This is a genomic window from Streptomyces sp. NPDC005791, from assembly GCF_042871485.1.
GTDB lineage: Bacteria > Actinomycetota > Actinomycetes > Streptomycetales > Streptomycetaceae > Streptomyces.
In genome coordinates this window covers 35,352-56,237 of record NZ_JBIAIP010000013.1, presented here as the reverse complement: position 1 = coordinate 56,237, position 20,886 = coordinate 35,352, and the positions used below count along the sequence as shown (strand labels likewise).

Sequence of the window (20,886 nt, the reverse complement as noted above, 5' to 3'; positions counted from 1 at the left end):
AGTGATCTCCGGCTCCGCGCGCCCCGGGGGCTCTGAGTTGCGGGCACTCCGGCCCGCCCCGATCGTCGGAGCATGAAGGCGATCAGCTACAGCAGGTACGGCTCGGCCGACGTACTGGAGTACGGCGAGCGGCCCGACCCGAAGGTCGGGCCGGACTCGGTCCTGGTGAAGGTGCGGGCCGCGGCCGTGAACCCCGTCGACTGGAAGGCCCGCGAGGGCTACCTCCAGGCGGGGCTGGAGGCCGTGTTCCCCGTCATCCCCGGCTGGGACGTCTCCGGTGTCGTGGTCCAGCCCGGCGCCGCCGTGGACGAGTTCGCGGTGGGCGACGAGGTCATCGGCTACGTACGCGAGGACTTCCTCTCGCGCGGCACCTTCGCGGAGTACGTCGCCGCACCCGTGCGCACCCTCGCCCGCAAGCCGCTGAGCGTCGGCTTCGAGGAGGCGGCGGGCCTGCCGCTGTGCGGCCTCACCGCACACCAGGTGCTGCACCGCACCCTCGGGGTCCAGGAGGGCGAGACCGTCCTCGTCCACGCGGCCGCCGGCGGGGTCGGTTCGCTCGCCGTCCAGCTCGCCCGGCACGCGGGCTGCCGGGTGGTCGGCACGGCCGGGCCCCACAACCACGACTACGTACGCCGGCTGGGCGGCGAACCCGTGGAGTACGGCGACGGGCTGGCCGCCCGGCTGCGTGAGCTGGTCCCCGACGGCTTCGACGCCGCGTTCGACACGGTCGGCGGGGAAGCGCTCCGGGTCTCCGCCGAGACCCTCGCGCCCGGCGGCCGGCTCGCGTCCATCGCCGATGCCGAGGTCTTCTCCTACGGCGGGCGCTACGCCTTCGTGCGGCCCGACGCCGCGGACCTCGCCCATCTCGCCGGACTCGCCGAGCAGGGCATCGTCTCCGTCCACGTGGACCGGGTCTTCCCGCTGGAGCAGGCCGCCGACGCGTACCGGCTCAACGAGGAGGGCCGCACGCGGGGAAAGATCGTCGTCAGCGTGGACCGGGACGACTGAGTACGGCCGGGCCGGGTGCGGCCGGTCAGAACAGCGACACGACGGCGAACACCGCGAGCGCGACCGTGCACGCGACAGCCGTCAGCACATGGCGGGCCGACAGCGGGGCGGGCCGTGCGGCCCCCATGCCCGTCACCCGGCGGTGGGCCACCGCGAGGAACCCCAGCCAGGCCAGCAGGCTCAGGGCCGTCGCGAACACCCCGGCAGCGGTCACCCCGCCGTGCAGGGACTGCCGGACCGCGAGCAGGGCCACCACCGTGCACGCCAGGGTGGTGCGGCGCCAGGCCAGCCGCGTCCGCTCGGGCTGGAGGCCGGGATCGCGCGTCGCGGTGGTCACCGGCCCTCCCAGCCGAACAGGACCACCACGACCATCGCGACCGCGACCACGGCGACCACGAGAGCGATCAGCGCGGGGAAACGCGACACCGGAAGATCCTCCCCGCGCCGCATCGCACGCTCGCACCGCACCCAGTGGTTGACGGCCCGCAGCGCGCAGAGCACCCCGGCCGCCAGCAGTCCGAGCGCCAGGCCGGCGCGGACGCCCCAGGCCAGTGAGGGCAGGAACTGGTCGACGGCGAAGCCGCCGCCGATGAGAGCGAGCGCCGTCCTGATCCAGGCCAGGAAGGTGCGTTCGTTGGCGAGGGAGAAGCGGTAGTCCGGGGTGTCGCCCTCCTCGCGGATCCGTTCCGGGGCGAACCACAGCCGCAGTCCGCGCACGAAGCCGCTCATGCCGTGGCCCCCGCCCCGCCGTCGGCCCGGAACGCCCGCAGCCGGTGGTAGGTCTCCAGACCGTCCGGCACCCACGTCCGGTCGCCCAGGCACCCTTCCAGTTCGGCGTCGGTCAGGAAGGTGTGCCAGGCGACCTCCTCCACCTGCGGCCGGACGGGAAGCTCGCAGCGCACCTCGTAGACGTACGACCACCAGCTGTGCCCAGGGCTCTCGTAGAGGTACTTGAAGAGCGGGGTGGGGCGGAGCCCGGAGACCCCCAGTTCCTCCTCGGCCTCCCGCAGCGCCGCCTCGTCGTACGACTCGCCCGCCCCGACGACCCCGCCGACGAACATGTCGTGGTGGGAGGGGAAGACCAGTTTCGTGGCCGTTCTGCGGTGCACGAACAGTCGGCCCGTCGCATCCCTGGCCTCGACGAAGACACAGCGGTGGCGCAGGCCTCGCGTGGTCGCCTCACCGCGGGGCGCCTGCCCGACGACCTCGTCGTTCTCGTCGACGATGTCCAGGATCTCGTCAGCCGGTGTCATGGGGCTCATCCAACATCACCCGGTCGGCAGCCGTGGATCCGTGTCGCTCCTTCCCCTCCGGCATCGCCGGGTGCAGTCCCAGCAGGACGATCCCGGCGACGATCGCCGCCAGTCCCACGGCCTGCCAGGCCAGGGCGCCCGTGTCGGTGCGCACCTGGTCACCCAGAAAGCCGATCCCGCAGACGATCCCCGCCAGAGGCTGCGCGGCGGTCAGCGCGGGCAGGGACATCCGCAGCGGCCCCGCCTCGAACGCGCTCTGGACCAGGAGCAGCCCGGTCACCCCCAGGACGAGGACGGCGTACGGCTGCCAGGTGGTCATCAGCGCCGTCCAGCCGTCGTCGGCCAGCCGCTCCCCGCTGAGCCTGGTCAGGGCGTCCTGCAACCCGTAGAGCAGGCCAGCCGCCAGACCCAGCAGCACAGGGGTCCCAGGGGTCCGCGGGTGCCTGGCGCACCCGGTCAGGATCACGGCGAGTCCCGCCACCACCCCGATCACCAGCCAGTGCCGCAGGGGCGCGGACACGGCCTCACCACCGCGTGGCTCACCGGCCAGCAGGAACGCGGCGACGCCGCCCGCCAGCAGACAGAGGCCTCCCCATCCCTGCTTCCCCAACTGCTGGCCCGTGCGGTGCCGCGACAGCGCCATCGCGAAGAGCAGATTGGTCGCCAGGAGCGGCTCCACGACCGACACCTCGCCCTGGCCGAGGGCCAGGGCGCCGAGAGCCATTCCGCAGACCATCAGGCCCAGCCCGGCCAGCCAGCTCGGGACCCGCATGAGGTCGAGCAGCAGCCGCGGGGAGAGGAAGTCGCTCAGAGGCGCGCGGCGGGCGGCATCCTGCTGGAGGACGAATCCGAAGCCCAGGCAGCAGGCGGCGCCCACGGACAGCAGGAGTACGAGCACCGACACGGTCCGACGATAGCCCGGCGGCCGTACGGGATCGGTGAGGGCGCCACCGACCGGACGGTTGACGTGGGCGCGGCCCGAACCGAAGATCTGACCCACAAGTAACTTCGCCCGCCCGCCGCTGCTGCTGCCCCGCACCGCTCCGAAGGATGGAACCCATGGCGTACGACGCTGACGTGATCGTGATCGGGGCAGGTCTCGCCGGGCTGGTGGCCACCGCCGAGCTCGTCGACGCGGGTCGCACGGTGATCCTCCTCGACCAGGAACCCGAGCAGTCCGTCGGCGGCCAGGCGCACTGGTCCTTCGGCGGGCTCTTCCTCGTCGACTCGCCCGAGCAGCGCCGGCTGCGCATCAAGGACAGCCACGACCTGGCCCTCCAGGACTGGTACGGCACGGCCGGCTTCGACCGTGAGGAGGACCACTGGCCACGGCAGTGGGCCGAGGCGTACGTCGACTTCGCGGCCGGGGAGAAGCGGTCCTGGCTGCACGCCCAGGGGCTGCGGTTCTTCCCCGTCGTCGGGTGGGCCGAACGCGGCGGTTACGACGCGAACGGCCACGGCAACTCCGTCCCCCGCTTCCACATCACCTGGGGCACCGGCCCCGGCGTCGTCGCGCCGTTCGAGCGCCGGGTGCGTGAGGGCGTCGCGAAGGGCCTCGTCCAGCTGCGCTTCCGCCACCGGGTGACGGGCCTCGGGCGCTCGGCAGGAGCGGTCGACACGGTCACCGGCGACATCCTGGAGGAGAGCGGTGCCGAGCGTGGCACCGCGAGCAGCCGCGAGGTCACCGGCGCCTTCGAGCTCAGGGCCCAGGCCGTGGTCGTCACCTCCGGAGGCATCGGCGGCAACCATGACCTCGTGCGCGCCCAGTGGCCCGAGCGGCTGGGCACGCCGCCGGAGAAGATGCTCTCCGGGGTCCCCGCCCATGTCGACGGACTGATGCTGGGCATCGCCGAGAAGGCCGGTGCCCACCACATCAACCGCGACCGGATGTGGCACTACACCGAGGGCATCGAGAACTGGAACCCGATCTGGGAGAAGCACGGCATCCGCATCCTGCCCGGCCCGTCCTCCCTCTGGCTGGACGCCCGCGGCAAGCGGCTCCCGGTCCCGCTCTTCCCGGGTTTCGACACGCTGGGCACCCTCGAACACATCATGCGGTCAGGCCACGGCTACACCTGGTTCGTCCTCGACCGCAAGATCATCGGCAAGGAGTTCGCACTCTCGGGTTCCGAACAGAACCCGGACCTGACCGGGAAGTCGGTGCGCGACGTGATCGGCAGGGCGCGCGCCGATGTCCCCGGTCCCGTACAGGCGTTCATGGACCAGGGCGCCGACTTCGTCGTCGAGAAGGACCTGGGCGCGCTCGTACGGGGAATGAACGCCCTCACCGGCGAAGCGCTCATCGACGAGGACACCCTGCGCCGCGAGATCACGGCCCGCGACCGTGAGATCGCCAACCCCTTCACCAAGGACCTCCAGATCACGGCGATCAACGGAGCCCGCGCCTATCTGGGCGACCGGCTGATCCGCACGGCGAAGCCGCACCGCATCCTCGACCCGGCGGCGGGCCCGCTCATCGCCGTACGGCTGAACATCCTGACCCGCAAGTCCCTCGGAGGGCTGGAGACGGACCTGTCCTCCCGCGTCCTGACCGAGGACGGCAGCCCCCTGGCCGGGGTGTACGCGGCGGGGGAGGCGGCGGGTTTCGGCGGCGGTGGGGTCCACGGCTACCGGTCCCTGGAGGGCACCTTCCTCGGCGGCTGCATCTTCTCGGGCCGGACGGCGGGCCGGGCGGCGGCGAAGGCGACAGGCTGAACGGTGTCTGTCCGGCCTCGGTGGTGACGGGAGCTTCACGGGCCTGTCCCGATTGTGTCCCGCAACGGGAAAGGCCGAAAAGCGACGGTAGCCTGACGGCGCTCGAGGCGTCCTGGGGTCCCAGGACGTCGCACCAAGGGAACCGAAGCGGGGGACGGCATGGCCGGACGTGGCGGGAACGCTCTATCGCGCAGGCAGGTACTCGGACTGGCCGGTACGGGGTCGGTACTGGCCCTGCTAGGGGCCGTGGGATGCGGTCCCGAGGAGGCCGCTCCGGCCGGCAGCGCCACGCCGGGCGGGGAGAAGAACGGCGACGCCTTCACCACCCCGCCGCCCGGCACCGCGCCCGAGCCGCTGTGGCGGACGGACACCGCGAACACCAGCCTGTCCGGCAGCCACGCGCTCGCCGTGGCCGGAGGCCTGGTCCTGGTGTCGGGTGACCCCCTGGTGGGACGGGACGCCGTCAGCGGCAAGGAGAAGTGGTCGCGCGCCGGCATCACCACGCCGGGCGCCGCGCTCGTCGTCGGCGGTGGGATGCTCCACCTCGCCAGTGCGGAGTACGACGGCGACGTGGTGGGACTGGATCCGGCCACCGGCAAGGAGACCTGGCGCAGCCGCCTGGGCGACGAGTACCAGCAGCCGCGCCCCATCGCGGCCGACGAGGACCGTGTCTACGTGCTGGCCGGCATCCTGGAGAAGGACTTCACCACGCCGAACAACGTGATCGCGGCGATCGACACCACCTCAGGCAAGGTCGTCTGGCGTGAGCAGCGCGACGCCGGGACCGAGGAGTACGGCATCAACGCCGCGGTCGTCGGCGAGCGCCTCGTCTACACGGACTACCGGGAGAACGTGACCGTCCGCGACACGGTCACCGGCCGGCAGGTCTGGACGAAGAAGCTCGGCCGGTCCAACCATCGCCGGTTCGCCGTGCACGAGGAGCTGGTGATCGTCGCGGACGGACAGCGGCTGCGGGCGTTCGAGCTGTCCGGGGGCGAGGAGCGCTGGACGCTCACCACGGAGGAGTTCAGCAGGTTCAACGACCCGCACCTTTTGGACGGCGTGCTCCACGCCTCCGACAGCGCGCGCGGCCTGTGGGCGGTGGACCCCGCCACGGGCAAGGAGCTCTGGCACAACGAGGACCTGCGGGACACGGCGACGCAGGCGTGGCAGTTCGTCAAGGTGAACGGCGTCCTCTACGGCGCCACCGAGTTCGACGAGGACGGCGGTGTGCACGCCTTCGACGCGGCCACCGGGAAGCTGCGCTGGACCTACAACGACGGCACCGGTGACATCCAGCGGTGGTACGTCGCCGCGGCGGGCGAGCGGCTGGCCGTGATGCACGGGAAGCGGCTCTACGCGCTCCCCGCCGTCTGACCGCCCACGAGCCCGGTCCGCCCGCCCCGTCCGCCTCCCCCGCCGCGGCGGGGGAGGCGGACGGGGCGGGTCATCAGACGAGCCGCTCCACGACCCGGATACGCTCCGCCACGATCATCGTGCCGTCGTCCACGGTGAACTGCGGGTCACCGAGCGCCTCCCGCATCTCCTCGCTGTGCCAGAACGCCTCGTGCCCGGCCCGCCACCCGGCCACCGAGGTGTAGCCCTCGCCCTCGTCCAGTGCGTGTCGCAGGTCGACCGCCCCCAGCGGCAGCACCCGTACCTCCGTCACCTCGACCACGGCGACCTCCCGGCCGCCGGAGTCGATGAGAGCGGACCGTTCGCCCACCGGCGGCAGTTCCTCACGCTCCACCTCGTACTCCAGGAGCAGCCCGGAGGTGGAGACCTTCTCGCCCGAGAGCACGGCCGCCACCAACTGGTCCCGCAGGGGCCCGGGAAAGGCGAGGGCGAGAGGTTTGAGGGCTTCACGGTTCTCCATTGCGGCAGTGTGGCACGCGTCACGCCCCGTCGGCCGCCAGTTCCGCATGCGCCCCGCGAACTGCGCGAATGGTTCAGTCCATTCCGCGGGAGAGGCCAACTCCCGCGTCAGGCGGGGCGGTTGAGGCAGGGGTGGTCTTGACTCCGAGCCTTGCCTACCGCTTTGCTGTGCGCGATCGTCTGCTCGCACACAGCATCGAACGTGCTGGTGTCATGTCGAAGTCGCAAAGGAAACCCGCGGATGTCTCCGCCTCCGCCGCCCCTGGGCCGCGCCCGCCGTAAGGGCGGACGCTCGGACCACGCCTTCGACCCGGCACTCGACGACAGCGAACTCAGCGACGTGCGCCAGCAGTTCGCCCAAGGGCGCTGGACCAGGGCCCGCGCCCTGCTGGTCGCGACCGGGACGGACTGGGACCGCCGCGGCCATCGCATGCTCGCCCTCGCCGCTGTCCCGTCCGCCGCCGGCTGGGCACACGACTGGCTGCTCGCCGAACCGGACAGCTCCGATGCCGCGACGCTGCTCGCCTGCGCCACCGTGGCCCGCGCCCAGCGCCCCAAGGCGACCGCCGGAGACGGCGACCGGGCCCGCGAGACCTGCCTGGCCGCCGCGGCGCTCGACCCCGCCGACCCCACTCCCTGGCTGGGCCTGATGACGCTGGCACGGACCCACGGCCCCCACGAGGCGGCTGCCAGGCACTTCGAGGAGATCCGGGCCCGCCATCCCGAACACCACCACGCACACCACCTCATGACGGCCGGCCTCGCCGAGGCGCGCCCTGAGAGCGACCCGCTCCACGAGGTGTACGACTTCGCCGCATGGGCCGCCGAACAGGCCCCGGCCGACTCGCCGCTCGCCGTGCTCCCCGTGGTCGCCCACGCCGAGCGCTACCGCGTCCTGGCCGCCTCCGGTGCCGTGTCCGACGACCCGGCCGCCTCGGGCCACTGGTCGGGGCGCCGGGCCAGACAGGTGATGAAGGCCGCCTTCGACTGGTGGCTCGAATGGGAGCGCGAGGACCACCCCCGCCACCGTGCCGACCTCAACTTCCTCGCCCACGCCAAGACCTGCGAGGGCCGGCCCGCCGAGGCCGCCGCACTCTTCCACCGCATCGGCCCCCATGCGACCGAAGCCCCGTGGTCGTACGCCGGCCGAGATCCGTACCCCGCCTTCCTCGCCGCGCGCGCCCTCGCGCTCGGTGCCCCCTGACGCACGTTCTTATCGACGAAGGGACCACCCCCGCCATGTCGACGGGCAGAACAGCTACGAGCGAGACCGGCACCACCGGGAAGACCGGCGGAACCGGCGGGATCAACACGTACAAGGGCGAGGAGCGCGCCCTGCGCGCCGACCGGCTCGGCACTCCCGGGCTGCTCCTGTCCGTCCTCGCCGCCAGCGCCCCGCTGATGGTCGTCGCGGGGGTGATGCCCACCGTCTTCGGGGTGATGGGCATCGTCGGGCAGCCCCTGCTCTACGTCGTCCTCGGCATCGTCCTGATGCTGTTCGGCGTCGGCTACGCCGAGATGAGCCGTCACGTCCACAACGCCGGCGCCTTCTACGCGTACATCGCCCGCGGCCTGGGCCCCACGGCCGGTGCCGGCGCCTCGCACGTGGCGCTGGTCGCCTACAGCGCGATGCAGGTCGGCATCTACGGCATCCTCGGCTTCGAGGTCTCCGGCCTCTTCGCCACCTACCTCGGCATCGACCTCCGGTGGTGGATCCCCGCGCTGGCCTCCGTGGCCGTCGTCGGCGTACTGGGATGGCTGAAGATCGACCTCAACGCCAAGGTCCTCGGCGTGCTGCTCGTCATCGAGTGCGCCCTCGTCGTGATCTTCGACATCGCCGCCGTCGGTGATCCGGGCCCCGAGGGCCTCTCCCTGCACGCGTTCGATCCCGAGACGCTCACCGGCGCCGGCCTGGGCACCGCCCTCTGCTTCTGCATCGCCGCGTTCGTCGGCTTCGAGCAGGCCCCGGTGTACGCCGAGGAGACCAGCCGCCCGCAGGTCGTCGTGTCCCGCGTGATGTTCCTCGCCGTGGGCTACGCCGCCCTGTTCCTCGCCGTCAGCTCCTGGGCCCTGACCGTCGCCGCGGGCCCCTCGTCCATCGCGGGCATGTCCGTCGAGCAGGGCCCGGGGATGCTCTTCGGCCTGACCGAGGAACGGCTCGGCGCCACTTTCACCGACGTCCTGCACGTCCTGTTCGTCACCGGGATGTTCGCCGCGCTGCTCAGCTTCCACAACGTGGTCGCCCGCTACGCGTTCGCCATGGGCCGTGAAGGGCTGCTGCCCGCCGGCTTCGGCCGTACCAACAGGACGAGCGGCGCACCCGCCACCGGTTCGGTGCTCCAGTCGGCGGTGTCCGTCGTGGTCGTCCTGGCCTTCGCCCTCACCGACGACAACCCGGTCGGTGATCCCACCGCGCCCGTCCTGCACCTGTTCACCTGGATGGGCAACGTCGGTGCGCTCGGCATCATCGTGCTGATGGCCGCGGCGTCCTTCGCCGTCATCGCGTTCTTCGTGCGGCGCGGCGCCGGCCGGGTCCAGGCGCCCCGGCTCGTCGCCTCCGGACTGGCGGGTCTCGCCCTGCTGACCATCGCCGTCTTCACCGTCCGGGACTTCGACGTCCTGGTCGGCTCCGGCCCCGGCTCCGTGCTGCACCGGGTGCTGCCCGGCGTCATCGTCCTGGCCCTCGTCGCCGGCCTCATCCACGGGGCGGTGCTGCGCCGTACAAGGCCCGAGCTCCATGCGAGGATCGGCCTCGGGAACGAGGCGTTCCAACTGGAGAAGGCGGCCGAGGGCACGACCGAGCCGCGCTGACGCGCTGTCCCCCCGACACAGCGGAACACCCGCGGCTCCGGTTGTGCCGGTGCCGCGGGTGTTCTCGTGCGTCTGCCGGCTACAGGACCAGCGACAGCAGCAGGATGAAGCCCAGGGCAACGACGGAGATGATCGTCTCCATCACCGACCAGGTCTTGATCGTCTGCGGGACGTCCATGCCGAAGTACTCCTTCACCAGCCAGAACCCCGCGTCGTTGACGTGGCTGAAGAAGAGCGAGCCCGCACCCACGGCGAGGACGAGCAGTGCCACGTGCGAGGACGACAGGTCGGCGGCGAGAGGGGCGACCAGGCCGGCCGCCGAGATGGTGGCCACCGTCGCCGAGCCCGTCGCCAGCCGGATCGCCACGGCGATCAGCCAGCCGAGCAGCAGGGCGGGGATCGACCAGTTCTCGGAGAACTCCAGGATCATCTGGCCCACACCGGCGTCGATCAGCGTCTGCTTGAACCCGCCGCCGGCCCCCACGATCAGCAGGATGCCCGCGATCGGGGCGAGCGACTTCTCGACGGTGCCGGAGAGGCGGCCCTTGGTGAACCCGGCCGCGCGGCCCAGGGTGAACATGCCGACGATCACGGCTGCGAGCAGCGCGATCAGTGGAGAGCCGATGACATCGGTGACCCGCTGGACGTGGTTCTCCGGGTCGTCCACCACGATGTCGACGAGCGCCTTGATCAGCATCAGCACGACGGGCAGCAGGATCGTCGCCAGGGTCGCGCCGAAGCTGGGCCGGCGGTCCAGCTCTTCGGACGGGCGCTGCGGGATCATCTTCTCCGGCGCCTCGATGTCGACCCAGCGGGCGGCGTAGCGGGAGAAGACCGGACCGGCGATGATCACGGTGGGGATGGCCACCAGCACACCGAGGGCCAGCGTGACACCCAGGTTGGCGCCGAGGGCGTCGATCGCGACCAGCGGGCCGGGGTGCGGGGGGATCAGCCCGTGCATCACGGAGAGACCGGCGAGCGCGGGGACGCCGATCCGCATCAGGGAGTAGTTGCCGCGCTTGGCGACCAGCAGCACCACCGGAATCATCAGCACGATTCCGACCTCGAAGAACAGCGGAAGCCCGATGATCGAGGCGATCAGCACCATCGCCCACGGCATCGCGCGACCACTCGCCTTCGCGAGGATGGTGTCGACGATCTGGTCGGCGCCGCCGGAGTCGGCGAGCAGCTTGCCCAGGATGGCGCCGAGGGCGATGAGGACACCGACGCCGGCGACGGTGGAGCCGAGGCCCGCGGTGAAGCTGGCGATGGTCTTCGCCGGGTTGGCCCCGGCGAAGGAGCCGAGGGCCAGCGAGCCGATGGTCAACGCGAGGAACGCGTGCATCTTGAACTTGGTGATGAGCAGGACGATGACGGCGATGCCCGCCAGGACGGCGATGCCCAGCTGTGCGTTGCCGGCCGAGGTGATCGGTTCGACGGCATCCGCTGCCAGCATCTCGACGCTGAGACTGGTCACGGTGGTGATCCTTAGTTCGCGAGCCGGCGCAGCGCGGCGACGGCCCGGTCGGTGATTTCCTCAGGGGTGCCGGACACGTCGACGGAGACGCCCGCCTCGTCCTCCTGCAGCGGCTGCAGGGTGGCGAACTGGGAGTCGAGCAACGCGGTCGGCATGAAATGGCCCTTGCGGTCCGCCATGCGGCGTTCGATGAGGGCGCGGTCCCCGGTCAGGTGCAGGAAGACGGCATCGGGCGCCCCGTCCCGCAGCCGGTCGCGGTAGGCGCGCTTGAGCGCCGAGCTGCTGACGACGCCGCCGAGCCCGGCCCGGCCGTGTGCCCACTGCCCGATCGAGTCCAGCCACGGCCAGCGGTCGTTGTCGTCCAGCGGCGTACCGGCGGACATCTTGGCGATGTTGGCCGGCGGGTGGAAGTCGTCGCCCTCGGCGTAGGGGACGCCCAGTGCGTCGGCGAGCAGGGGGCCGATCGTGGTCTTGCCGGTCCCTGCTACGCCCATCACCACGACGACGTGGGGGGTGCTCATTGGTGCCTCGCTGTCTTCTTCGACATCGGTCCGCGACATCGGTCCGTCGCGCTACTGAAACCCATTACATACGACTTATTCAAGTGGCTGTGACGTAAACGTCGTACTTTTCCTTGGCGTAAGGCGCCCCGTAGGCTTGTGGGCATGACCACACCTGCCCATGGGCTCCATACGCATGTGCTGGACGCCCTGGGTCTGGAGATCGCCGCGGGTGACTGTCCGCCCGGCCGGGTCCTGCGCACCGACGAGCTCGCCCAGCGCTTCGACGTGTCGCGCACCGTCGTGCGCGAGGTGATCCGCGTGCTGGAATCCATGCACCTGGTCGAGTCCCGGCGCCGGGTCGGGGTGACCGTGCGGCCCACCGAGGAGTGGAACGTCTACGACCCCCAGGTCATCCGCTGGCGCCTCGCCGGCTCCGACCGGCCCCGGCAGCTGCGCTCCCTCACCGTGCTGCGGTCCGCCGTGGAACCCGTCGCCGCGGGCCTCGCGGCCCGGCACGCCAGCGCCGAGCAGTGTGCCGCCCTGACCGAATGCGCCCTCGGCATGGTCGCGACCTCGCGGGGCCAGCAGCTCGAGGGCTACCTCCGGCACGACATCGCCTTCCACCGCATCGTGCTCAACGCCTCCGGGAACGAGATGTTCGCGCGGCTCGGCGACGTCGTCGCGGAGATCCTCGCCGGGCGCACGCACCACCAGGTGATGTTCGAGGACCCGGATCCGGCCGCCGTCACGCTCCACGTCCGGCTCGCCGAAGCCGTACGCGAGGGTGACGCCGGGGAAGCCGAACGGCTGACCAAGGAGATCGCGGTCGGCGCGCTGCACGAACTGGACGTCCTCGCCCCCTGAGCGGGCGGCCCGCCCCGGTACGGTGGTCGGTGAACGATCATCAGCAGAAATCGGGACAGTCGGGATGGGAGACCACGGTATGGCGCAGCAGGTGAAAGGTGTCATCGCACCGGGGAAGAACGAGCCGGTACGGGTCGAGACGATCATCGTGCCCGAGCCGGGGCCCGGTGAGGCGGTCGTGAAGATCCAGGCGTGCGGCGTCTGCCACACCGACCTGCACTACAAGCAGGGCGGCATCAACGACGACTTCCCGTTCCTGCTCGGCCACGAGGCCGCGGGCATCGTGGAATCCGTCGGAGACGGCGTCACCGACGTCGAGCCCGGTGACTTCGTCGTCCTCAACTGGCGTGCGGTGTGCGGCCAGTGCCGTGCCTGTCTGCGCGGCCGCCCCTGGTACTGCTTCGACACCCACAACGCGAAGCAGAAGATGACCCTCCTGGACGGCACGGAACTCTCCCCGGCACTCGGCATCGGCGCGTTCGCGGAGAAGACCCTCGTCGCCGCAGGCCAGTGCACCAAGGTCGACCCCGAGGTCTCTCCGGCCGTCGCCGGGCTGCTCGGCTGCGGTGTCATGGCGGGCATCGGCGCCGCCATCAACACCGGCCAGGTCGGCCGCGGTGACTCCGTGGCCGTCATCGGCTGCGGTGGCGTCGGCGACGCGGCGATCGCCGGAGCCCGGCTCGCGGGAGCGGCGAAGATCATCGCGGTCGACATCGACGACCGCAAGCTGGAGACGGCGAAGAAGATGGGCGCCACCCACACCGTCAACTCCCGCTCCGACGACCCCGTCGAGGCGATCCGCGCACTGACCGGCGGCAACGGCGCCGACGTCGTCATCGAGGCGGTCGGCCGCCCGGAGACGTACAAGCAGGCCTTCTACGCCCGGGACCTCGCCGGAACCGTCGTCCTCGTCGGCGTGCCCACCCCTGAGATGCAGCTCGAACTCCCGCTCCTCGACGTGTTCGGACGCGGCGGTTCGCTCAAGTCCTCCTGGTACGGCGACTGCCTGCCCTCGCGTGACTTCCCGATGCTCATCGACCTGCACCAGCAGGGGCGCCTCGACCTGGGCGCCTTCGTCACCGAGACCATCCAGCTCGACGAGATCGAGCAGGCCTTCGCGCGGATGCACGACGGCGACGTGCTGCGCTCGGTGGTGATCCTCTGATGGCCGCCCGCATCGACCACCTGGTCACCTCCGGCACCTTCGCCCTCGACGGCGGCGAGTGGGACGTCGACAACAACGTCTGGATCGTCGGCGACGACACCGAGGCCGTCGTCATCGACGCCGCCCACGACGCCGCCGCGATCGAGGCCGCACTCGGCGGCCGTACGCTGCGCGCGATCATCTGCACCCACGCGCACAACGACCACATCGACGCGGCCCCCGCCCTCGCCGACGCGACCGGGGCGCCGATCCTGCTGCACCCGGACGACCTGCCGCTCTGGCAGCAGACCCACCCGCACCGCGCCCCCGACGCCGAACTGGCCGACGGCCAGGAGCTGGACATCGCCGGAACGCGCCTGACGGTCCTGCACACCCCGGGGCACGCGCCGGGAGCGGTCTGCCTGCACGCCCCGGAGCTGAGCACCGTCTTCACCGGTGACACCCTCTTCCAGGGCGGGCCCGGCGCCACCGGGCGGTCCTTCTCGCACTTCCCGACGATCATCGACTCGATCAGGGACCGGCTGCTCGCCCTTCCCCCGGAGACCGCGGTCCGCACCGGGCACGGGGACTCCACCACCATCGGCGCGGAGGCCCCGCAGCTGGAGGACTGGATCAACCGCGGTCACTGACCGCGGCTGACCTCACCGGTCCGGCCACGCGGAAAGCCGCAGCCCGCTCTCGAAGCGGTGCGGCACGCCCGTGACCGGATCGGTGAACTCCAGTACCTTCGCGAGCAGTTGCAGCGGACGCGCGTAGTCCTCGCGCTCCGGCTCGGGCTCCACCGCCGGATAGACCGGATCGTTCACCAGCGGCAGCCCCAGCGCGTTCATATGGACCCGCAGCTGATGGGTGCGGCCCGTCGCGGGCAGCAGCCGGTAGCGGCCGAGAACGCCCCGGTGCTCCAGCAGTTCGACCCGGCTCTCACTGTTCGCGGCCCCCGGCTCCTCGCGCGCCGCGATCACCCCGCGCTCCTTGACGATCCGGCTCCGCACGGTGCGGGGGAGCGCGAGTCCCGGATCGTACGGGGCCACCGCCTCGTACTCCTTGCGCACCAGCCGGTCCCGGAACAGCGTCTGGTACGCGCCCCGGTCCCCGGCCCGTACGACGCACAGCACCAGGCCCGCCGTCAGCCGGTCCAGTCGGTGCGCGGGCTGCAGCTCCGGCAGGTCCAGCTCCCTGCGCAGCCGGGCCACCGCGGTCTGCGTGATGTGCCGGCCGCGCGGGGTGGTCGCGAGGAAATGCGGCTTGTCGGCGATGAGGAGGTGCTCGTCCCGGTAGACCACACCGACCGGGAACGGCACCGGCTCCTCCGGCGCGAAATCCCGGTGGAACCAGAGGAACCGGCCCGCCGCGTACGGCTCGTCACCGTCGACCGGGCCGCCGTCGGCCCCGACGAACAACCCCTCGGCGAGCATCGCGTCCACGCGCCGTGCCCCGACGGCCGCCGCGAACCGGTCCAGCAGATGGTCCCGGACGGTCGGCCAGGCGCCGCCGGGGTCCTCGGGCAGTCTGACGCGCACCGGATCGATACCGTCCCGCTGGGGGAGCGGGGCGGCGGGGGGCTTCGCCCGTCCTCTCATCGTTGCGGTCCTTCGTCGCCGGAGTGGCCCGGAACGGACGGGCACGGTCCCGTCATCATCCCACCGCACCGGCTCCCAGCAGCCGCTCGTGTTCCTGCCGGGTGACCGGGAGGACCGTGCCGTGCCGAGCGCCCGCCGGGACTTCGTGGCCCCGGACACTGCACGACCCCAACCGCCACACCCGTGTCCAGCGCTTCGGTCGGCGTGCGGACGGCGCCCCGGACTTCGGCGTCCCCCGTGCCCTCCTGAGGGCTCGTCCCGGCCAGTTCGGCCAGAGGCGTTGACCCACCGTCGCGCCGTGCCTATCTTTCGTTCGAAGTTCTGGGCAACGTCCGATATATCGAACAACCTGGAGCGTGTATGTTCCACCCGTATCCGTGGCCGAGACTCACCGTCCCGGTCATCGCCCTCCTGCTCGGCACGCTGGTGACAGCACCGGTCCATGCCGACGACGGTCCACCCGCGGCGGAGGCGACCGACTACTCCCTCACCGTCCACCCCGAGCGCACGGGCCCCGCCATAGCCGAGTCGATGTACGGCGTCTTCTACGAGGACATCAACCACGCCGCGGACGGCGGTCTCTACGCCGAGCTCGTCCAGAACCGCTCCTTCGAGTACGACCGCACCGACAACCCCGCGTACTCACCCATGACGGCCTGGAGCGAAGCCTCGGCCTCCGGCGGTACGGGTCGCGCGGCGACCGTGGACGACGACCAGCGGCTGGGTGAACGCAACCGCCGCTACCTGCGCCTCGACCTCGACGGGGCGGGAGACCGCAGGGCCGGCTTCGGAGTCACCAACTCCGGCTACGACCAGGGCCTTACCCTGCGCAGGGGGGAGCGCTACGACTTCTCCGTCTGGGCCCGGACCGATCGTCCCGAAGGAACCGCGCTGACCGTCGGAGCCACCGCGGCGGACGGCACCGCGCTCGCCACACCCCTGCGCGTCACGGCCCGCGGTGACCGCTGGAGGAAGTACACCGGCACCCTCACCGCCCGCACCTCGGCGGTGGACGGCCGGCTCACCGTCACGGCGGGAGGCGGCGGAACCGTGCGGCTCGACATGATCTCGCTCTTCCCCGGCGACACCTACAAGGGCCGGGCGAACGGCCTGCGGAAGGACCTCGCGGAGAAGACCGCCGCGCTGGAGCCCGGCTTCCTGCGCTTCCCCGGCGGATGCCTCGTCAATACCGGGAGCCACGAGGCGTACGAGGCGCCGGGCTGGGAGCGGAAGCGTTCCTACCAGTGGAAGGAGACCATAGGCCCGGTCGAGCAGCGTCCCGTCAACGCCAACTTCTGGGGCTACAACCAGACCTACGGCCTGGGGTACTACGAGTACTTCCAGTTCGCCGAGGACATCGGGGCGATGGCCCTGCCGGTGGTGCCCGCCCTCGTCACCGGCTGCGGCCAGAACAAGGCGACCGACGACCCGGCCCTGCTGGAACGGCACATCCAGGACACACTCGACCTGATCGAGTTCGCCAACGGCCCGGCCGACTCCACCTGGGGCGCGAAGCGCGCCGCGATGGGCCACCGCGCGCCCTTCGGCCTCACGCACCTGGAGGTCGGCAACGAGGAGAACCTCCCCGACGAGTTCTTCGCCCGCTTCACGCGGTTCCGCGAGGCCATCGAGGCCAGATATCCGGACATCACCGTGATCAGCAACTCCGGCCCCGACGACAGCGGAGCCACCTTCGACCGGGCCTGGCAGCTCAACCGGGACGCGGGCGTCGCCATGGTCGACGAGCACTACTACAACAGCCCCCAGTGGTTCCTGGAGAACAACACCCGCTACGACTCCTACGACCGCCGGGGCCCGAAGGTGTTCCTCGGTGAGTACGCCTCGCTCGACAACCGCTTCTCCAACGCCCTCGCCGAAGCGGCTTTCATGACGGGCCTGGAACGCAACGCCGACGTCGTGCAGCTCGCGTCCTACGCCCCGCTCCTCGCCGACACGAACGACGCGCAGTGGCGGCCGGACATGATCTGGTTCGACAACGAGAAGTCGTGGGGATCGGCCAACTACGAGGTGCAGAAGCTGTTCATGAACAACGTCGGCGACCGCGTCGTGCCGAGCACCGCCTCCGCGACACCCGCCACCACCGAGGCGATCACCGGCGCGGTGGGCCTGTCGACCTGGGCGACCAGCGCCGCGTACGACGACGTCGAGGTCACCGGGGCGGACGGCGCCCCGCTGTTGCGCGACGACTTCTCCACCGGTGACTCGCGGTGGACGAAGGCGGCGGGACGTGGCACCTGGGCCGTCGAGGACGGGGCCTACCTCCAGTCCGACGAGAGCGCCGAGAACACCCTGGTCACGGCGGGGGACTCCGGCTGGCAGAACTACGACATGAAGGTGAAGGCCACCAAGAAGTCCGGCAAGGAGGGCTTCCTCGTCGCCTTCGGGGTCAAGGACACCGGGAACACCTACTGGTGGAACCTGGGTGGCTGGGGCAACACCCGTTCCGCCGTGGAGAAGTCGGTGGACGGCGCCAAGCAGACGATGACCGAGGACTCCACCACGATCGAGACGGGACGCGCGTACGACGTCCACGTCCAGGTGCGCGGCCGGCAGGTCACCCTCTTCCTCGACGGCGAGCAGTGGGGCACCTTCACCGACGACAGGCCCGCCGAACCCTTCCGGCAGGTGGTCACCCGTGACGACGCCACCGGCGAGCTCGTGGTCAAGGTGGTCAACGCCCAGGCATCGGAAGCCAGGACCCGGATCGACCTGGGGACGAAGCCGGCCTCACGGACCGCCCGGCTGACCACGCTCCAGGCGGCTCCGGACGCCGTGAACACCGCTGATGACCGGCAGGTGGCACCACGGAGATCGACACTGCGGGTCGACGGGGCCGTCTTCACGCACACGTTCCCGGCGCACTCCGTGACCTTCCTGCGCATCAAGGAGTAGCGCGGAGAGAAGCGGAAACCCCCGGGTGGCCTGGGGGTTTCCGCCGGTGAGAACCACCGGCCGCCCCGCTCCCGGGCGCCCGGGAGCGGGGCGGCCGAAAAGCCTCCGACACCCCGTCCATCAGAGGCTAGGGTGCCGGGCATGAACGCCATGACCCTGCGCGGTGCCACCCTCGCCTACGACGACCTCGGGCCGCGGGCCGGACTGCCGGTCCTCCTGGTCCACGGGCACCCTTTCGACCGCACCCTGTGGGCGCCCCAGGCCGAAGCGCTGACCGGAGCCGGGTACCGGGTCCTCACCCCCGATCTGCGCGGCTACGGCGCCAGCGGCGTCACCCCAGGACAGGTCCTTCTCTCCGACTTCGCCGACGACCTCGCCGCACTTCTCGACCACGTGGGCATCGAGCGGGCAGTGGTCGGTGGAGTCTCCATGGGCGGTCAGATCACCATGGAGTTCCAGCGCCGCCACCCGGAGCGGGTGCGAGCCGTCGTCCTGTCCGACACCTCCGCTCCCGCCGAGACCGACGAGGGCAAGGAGTTCCGCAACCGCCTGGCCGACAGGCTCCTCGCCGAGGGCATGGACGCCTACGCGGGCGAGGTGATCGACAAGATGCTTGCCGCGTACAACGTCACCGCGATGCCGGACGTCGCCGAGCGCGTCCTGCGCATGATGCGCGCCACCGACCCGCGCGGTGCCGCCGCGGCACTGCGTGGCCGGGCCGAACGCCCGGACTACCGGGACACGTTGGCCGCCGTCGTCGAACCCGTGCTGATCGTGGTCGGCGCCGACGACGTCTACACGCCCGTCGAGGACGCCGAGACGATCCACCGCCTCGTCCCCCACGCCACGCTGGTCGTCATCGAGAACGCCGGGCACCTGCCCGGCGTCGAGCAGCCCGAGCGCTTCAACACCGCACTGCTGCACTTCCTCGGCGAGCGGGTGGCCGCCCATGACTGAGCCGCACTCCACCTGACACTCTTCACCGAGGCCGCCCACGGCCGGTTCCCGCCGTGCGACGGCGGCGTGACGGTCCCGGCTGATCCGGGGATGCGCTCGGTGGCTGGCCACGCCCCTACCTGGGAAACAGAAAAAACCCCAGGCATGCTGGGGTTTCTGCTGGTGTCCGAGGGGGGACTTGAACCCCCACGCCCGATAAAGGGCACTAGCACCTCAAGCTAGCGCGTCTGCCATTCCGCCACCCGGACCGGGTGTGTCTCGCGGGCCTTGCCCGTTCCGACGTGGAAAACCATAGCAAACATTCGGGGGTGCTCGATCACGTCCCCGGGCATGTGAAGGGCGCATGGCGAGCGCCGGGCGGCCTTGGGCGCGCGGGGCCGGCGCGCGAGTATGAGGGGGAGCACCACCGCGACAGTGGAAGGAAGCAGCGTGAGCGAGACCAACACGGCCCGGGCCGGCATCGGTGAGACCGCCGAGAATGAGGTCGTGGACCTCTGTCGTGACCTGATCCGGATCGACACGAGCAATTACGGCGACCATTCCGGCCCCGGCGAGCGGGTCGCCGCCGAGTACATCGCCGAGAAGCTCGCCGAGGTCGGGCTGGAGCCGAAGATCATCGAGTCCCACAAGGGCCGTGCCTCCACCGTGGCCCGGATCGAGGGCGAGGACCCGTCCAGGCCGGCGCTGCTGATCCACGGGCACACCGACGTCGTACCGGCCAACGCGGCGGACTGGACGCACGACCCGTTCTCCGGCGAGATCGCGGACGGCTGTGTGTGGGGACGCGGCGCGGTCGACATGAAGGACATGGACGCGATGACCCTCGCGGTCGTACGCGACCGCATGCGCAGCGGCCGTAAGCCCCCGCGCGACATCGTGCTGGCCTTCCTGGCCGACGAGGAGGCGGGCGGCACATACGGGGCGCGCCACCTCGTCGACAACCACCGGGACCTCTTCGACGGCGTCACCGAGGCGATCGGTGAGGTCGGCGGCTTCTCCTTCACCGTCAACGAGAACCTGCGCCTCTACCTGGTGGAGACGGCGCAGAAGGGCATGCACTGGATGCGGCTCACCGTGGACGGCACCGCCGGTCACGGCTCCATGACCAACGACGACAACGCCATCACCGAGCTCTGCGAGGCCGTCGGCCGGCTCGGACGGCACACGTGGCCGGTCAGGGTGACCAAGACCGTGAGGTCCTTCCTGGACGAGCTGTCCGACGCGCTGGGCACCCCGCTCGACCCGGAGGACATGGAGGCCACGCTCGCCAAGCTCGGCGGGATCGCCAAGATGATCGGCGCCACCCTGCGCAACTCCGCCGCCCCCACCATGCTCGGTGCGGGCTACAAGGTGAACGTGATCCCCGGACAGGCCACCGCCCACGTGGACGGGCGCTTCCTGCCCGGTCACGAGGACGAGTTCCTGGCCGATCTCGACCGGATCCTCGGACCGCGGGTGCGGCGCGAGGACGTGCACGGTGACAAGGCGCTGGAGACCAGCTTCGACGGCTCCCTGGTGGACGCGATCCAGCTCGCGCTCAAGGCCGAGGACCCGATCGCCCGCGCCGTGCCCTACATGCTGTCCGGTGGTACCGACGCGAAGTCCTTCGACGACCTCGGCATCCGCTGCTTCGGCTTCGCCCCGCTGAAGCTGCCGCCGGAGCTGGACTTCGCCGGCATGTTCCACGGTGTGGACGAGCGGGTACCGGTGGACGGCCTGAAGTTCGGCGCCCGGGTGCTCGACCGGTTCATCGACCATGCGTGAG

19 protein-coding genes and 1 tRNA gene are annotated in these 20,886 nt (G+C 71.2%); 11 read left to right on the top strand and 9 right to left on the bottom strand.

All coding sequences use genetic code 11. The features are described from left to right. The first annotated feature begins 72 nt into the window (after nucleotides 1-72). Nucleotides 73-1,008 carry an NADP-dependent oxidoreductase gene (locus ACFYSH_RS24560; protein WP_359471051.1) on the top strand — a complete coding sequence of 312 codons (936 nt, stop codon included), beginning with the start codon at nucleotides 73-75 and terminating at the stop codon, nucleotides 1,006-1,008. A 25-nt stretch (nucleotides 1,009-1,033) separates the two neighbouring features. Here the strand turns inward: ACFYSH_RS24560 and ACFYSH_RS24555 are convergent, their stop codons facing one another. Genes ACFYSH_RS24555 through ACFYSH_RS24540 form a run of 4 tightly spaced genes read right to left on the bottom strand, consistent with a single transcriptional unit; the run spans nucleotide 1,034 to nucleotide 3,165 of the window. Further along, nucleotides 1,034-1,345, bottom strand: coding sequence for a DUF202 domain-containing protein (locus tag ACFYSH_RS24555; protein ID WP_359471053.1), 312 nt, complete (start codon nucleotides 1,343-1,345; stop codon nucleotides 1,034-1,036). Continuing rightward, nucleotides 1,342-1,737 (bottom strand): DUF202 domain-containing protein, encoded by a 396-nt coding sequence (locus ACFYSH_RS24550; RefSeq protein WP_359471055.1) that lies wholly within the window; start codon nucleotides 1,735-1,737, stop codon nucleotides 1,342-1,344. The genes ACFYSH_RS24555 and ACFYSH_RS24550 overlap by 4 nt, the downstream gene beginning before the upstream one ends. Further along, on the bottom strand, nucleotides 1,734-2,261 hold the full coding sequence (locus ACFYSH_RS24545; RefSeq protein ID WP_388755222.1) for an NUDIX hydrolase: 528 nt from the start codon (nucleotides 2,259-2,261) through the stop codon (nucleotides 1,734-1,736). The genes ACFYSH_RS24550 and ACFYSH_RS24545 overlap by 4 nt, the downstream gene beginning before the upstream one ends. Further along, complete coding sequence (locus ACFYSH_RS24540) at nucleotides 2,248-3,165, bottom strand: DMT family transporter (RefSeq protein WP_359471059.1); 918 nt, start codon at nucleotides 3,163-3,165, stop codon at nucleotides 2,248-2,250. Before ACFYSH_RS24540 ends, ACFYSH_RS24545 begins: the two co-directional genes overlap by 14 nt. Nucleotides 3,166-3,320: 155 nt before the next feature. On the opposite strand from ACFYSH_RS24540, the gene ACFYSH_RS24535 reads away from it, so the two are divergent. Both ACFYSH_RS24535 and ACFYSH_RS24530 read left to right on the top strand, forming a co-directional pair. Continuing rightward, the gene (locus ACFYSH_RS24535) at nucleotides 3,321-4,976 is read left to right on the top strand and encodes an FAD-binding dehydrogenase (protein WP_359471061.1); all 1,656 of its coding nucleotides are present in this window, start codon (nucleotides 3,321-3,323) and stop codon (nucleotides 4,974-4,976) included. 159 nt (nucleotides 4,977-5,135) lie between these two features. After that, nucleotides 5,136-6,353, top strand: a complete 1,218-nt coding sequence (locus tag ACFYSH_RS24530; RefSeq protein ID WP_388755218.1) for a PQQ-binding-like beta-propeller repeat protein — start codon at nucleotides 5,136-5,138, stop codon at nucleotides 6,351-6,353. A 73-nt stretch (nucleotides 6,354-6,426) separates the two neighbouring features. On the opposite strand, the gene ACFYSH_RS24525 is transcribed toward ACFYSH_RS24530, so the two are convergent. Next, nucleotides 6,427-6,852 carry an ASCH domain-containing protein gene (locus tag ACFYSH_RS24525; RefSeq protein WP_388755215.1) on the bottom strand — a complete coding sequence of 142 codons (426 nt, stop codon included), beginning with the start codon at nucleotides 6,850-6,852 and terminating at the stop codon, nucleotides 6,427-6,429. Nucleotides 6,853-7,092: 240 nt separating this feature from the next. Between ACFYSH_RS24525 and ACFYSH_RS24520 the strand changes: the two genes are divergently transcribed. Further along, nucleotides 7,093-8,055, top strand: coding sequence for a hypothetical protein (locus ACFYSH_RS24520; protein WP_359479234.1), 963 nt, complete (start codon nucleotides 7,093-7,095; stop codon nucleotides 8,053-8,055). 35 nt (nucleotides 8,056-8,090) lie between these two features. Then, a complete protein-coding gene (locus ACFYSH_RS24515) occupies nucleotides 8,091-9,662 on the top strand; it encodes an APC family permease (RefSeq protein WP_359479236.1) in 1,572 nt (523 codons plus the stop codon). 79 nt (nucleotides 9,663-9,741) lie between these two features. Here the strand turns inward: ACFYSH_RS24515 and ACFYSH_RS24510 are convergent, their stop codons facing one another. Together ACFYSH_RS24510 and ACFYSH_RS24505 are read right to left on the bottom strand one after the other, a co-directional pair. Next, the gene (locus tag ACFYSH_RS24510; RefSeq protein ID WP_359479238.1) at nucleotides 9,742-11,139 is read right to left on the bottom strand and encodes a gluconate:H+ symporter; all 1,398 of its coding nucleotides are present in this window, start codon (nucleotides 11,137-11,139) and stop codon (nucleotides 9,742-9,744) included. Nucleotides 11,140-11,150: 11 nt separating this feature from the next. Further along, entirely contained in the window at nucleotides 11,151-11,660 is a 510-nt protein-coding gene (locus tag ACFYSH_RS24505) for a gluconokinase (protein WP_359479240.1), read from the bottom strand. Nucleotides 11,661-11,804: 144 nt separating this feature from the next. Between ACFYSH_RS24505 and ACFYSH_RS24500 the strand changes: the two genes are divergently transcribed. The 3 genes from ACFYSH_RS24500 to ACFYSH_RS24490 all read left to right on the top strand — a co-directional run bounded on the left by ACFYSH_RS24500 (nucleotide 11,805) and on the right by ACFYSH_RS24490 (nucleotide 14,300). Further along, nucleotides 11,805-12,506 carry an FCD domain-containing protein gene (locus tag ACFYSH_RS24500; RefSeq protein WP_359479242.1) on the top strand — a complete coding sequence of 234 codons (702 nt, stop codon included), beginning with the start codon at nucleotides 11,805-11,807 and terminating at the stop codon, nucleotides 12,504-12,506. Nucleotides 12,507-12,585: 79 nt separating this feature from the next. Then, nucleotides 12,586-13,671: an S-(hydroxymethyl)mycothiol dehydrogenase gene (locus ACFYSH_RS24495; RefSeq protein ID WP_359479244.1), complete on the top strand. Its 1,086-nt coding sequence runs from the start codon at nucleotides 12,586-12,588 to the stop codon at nucleotides 13,669-13,671. Next, a complete protein-coding gene (locus ACFYSH_RS24490; RefSeq protein WP_359479246.1) occupies nucleotides 13,671-14,300 on the top strand; it encodes an MBL fold metallo-hydrolase in 630 nt (209 codons plus the stop codon). The genes ACFYSH_RS24495 and ACFYSH_RS24490 overlap by 1 nt, the downstream gene beginning before the upstream one ends. A gap of 12 nt (nucleotides 14,301-14,312) precedes the next feature. Here ACFYSH_RS24490 and ACFYSH_RS24485 read toward each other — a convergent pair whose 3' ends face one another. Further along, complete coding sequence (locus tag ACFYSH_RS24485) at nucleotides 14,313-15,251, bottom strand: pseudouridine synthase (RefSeq protein ID WP_359479248.1); 939 nt, start codon at nucleotides 15,249-15,251, stop codon at nucleotides 14,313-14,315. Nucleotides 15,252-15,611: 360 nt separating this feature from the next. On the opposite strand from ACFYSH_RS24485, the gene ACFYSH_RS24480 reads away from it, so the two are divergent. Then, on the top strand, nucleotides 15,612-18,164 hold the full coding sequence (locus ACFYSH_RS24480; protein WP_388755208.1) for an alpha-L-arabinofuranosidase C-terminal domain-containing protein: 2,553 nt from the start codon (nucleotides 15,612-15,614) through the stop codon (nucleotides 18,162-18,164). A gap of 141 nt (nucleotides 18,165-18,305) precedes the next feature. Next, the gene (locus ACFYSH_RS24475) at nucleotides 18,306-19,121 is read left to right on the top strand and encodes an alpha/beta fold hydrolase (protein ID WP_359478042.1); all 816 of its coding nucleotides are present in this window, start codon (nucleotides 18,306-18,308) and stop codon (nucleotides 19,119-19,121) included. 160 nt (nucleotides 19,122-19,281) lie between these two features. On the opposite strand, the gene ACFYSH_RS24470 is transcribed toward ACFYSH_RS24475, so the two are convergent. Continuing rightward, nucleotides 19,282-19,369 (bottom strand) — tRNA-Leu (locus ACFYSH_RS24470). Nucleotides 19,370-19,550: 181 nt separating this feature from the next. Between ACFYSH_RS24470 and ACFYSH_RS24465 the strand changes: the two genes are divergently transcribed. Beyond that, nucleotides 19,551-20,885, top strand: coding sequence for a M20/M25/M40 family metallo-hydrolase (locus ACFYSH_RS24465; RefSeq protein ID WP_359478039.1), 1,335 nt, complete (start codon nucleotides 19,551-19,553; stop codon nucleotides 20,883-20,885). Nucleotide 20,886 lies beyond the last annotated feature (1 nt).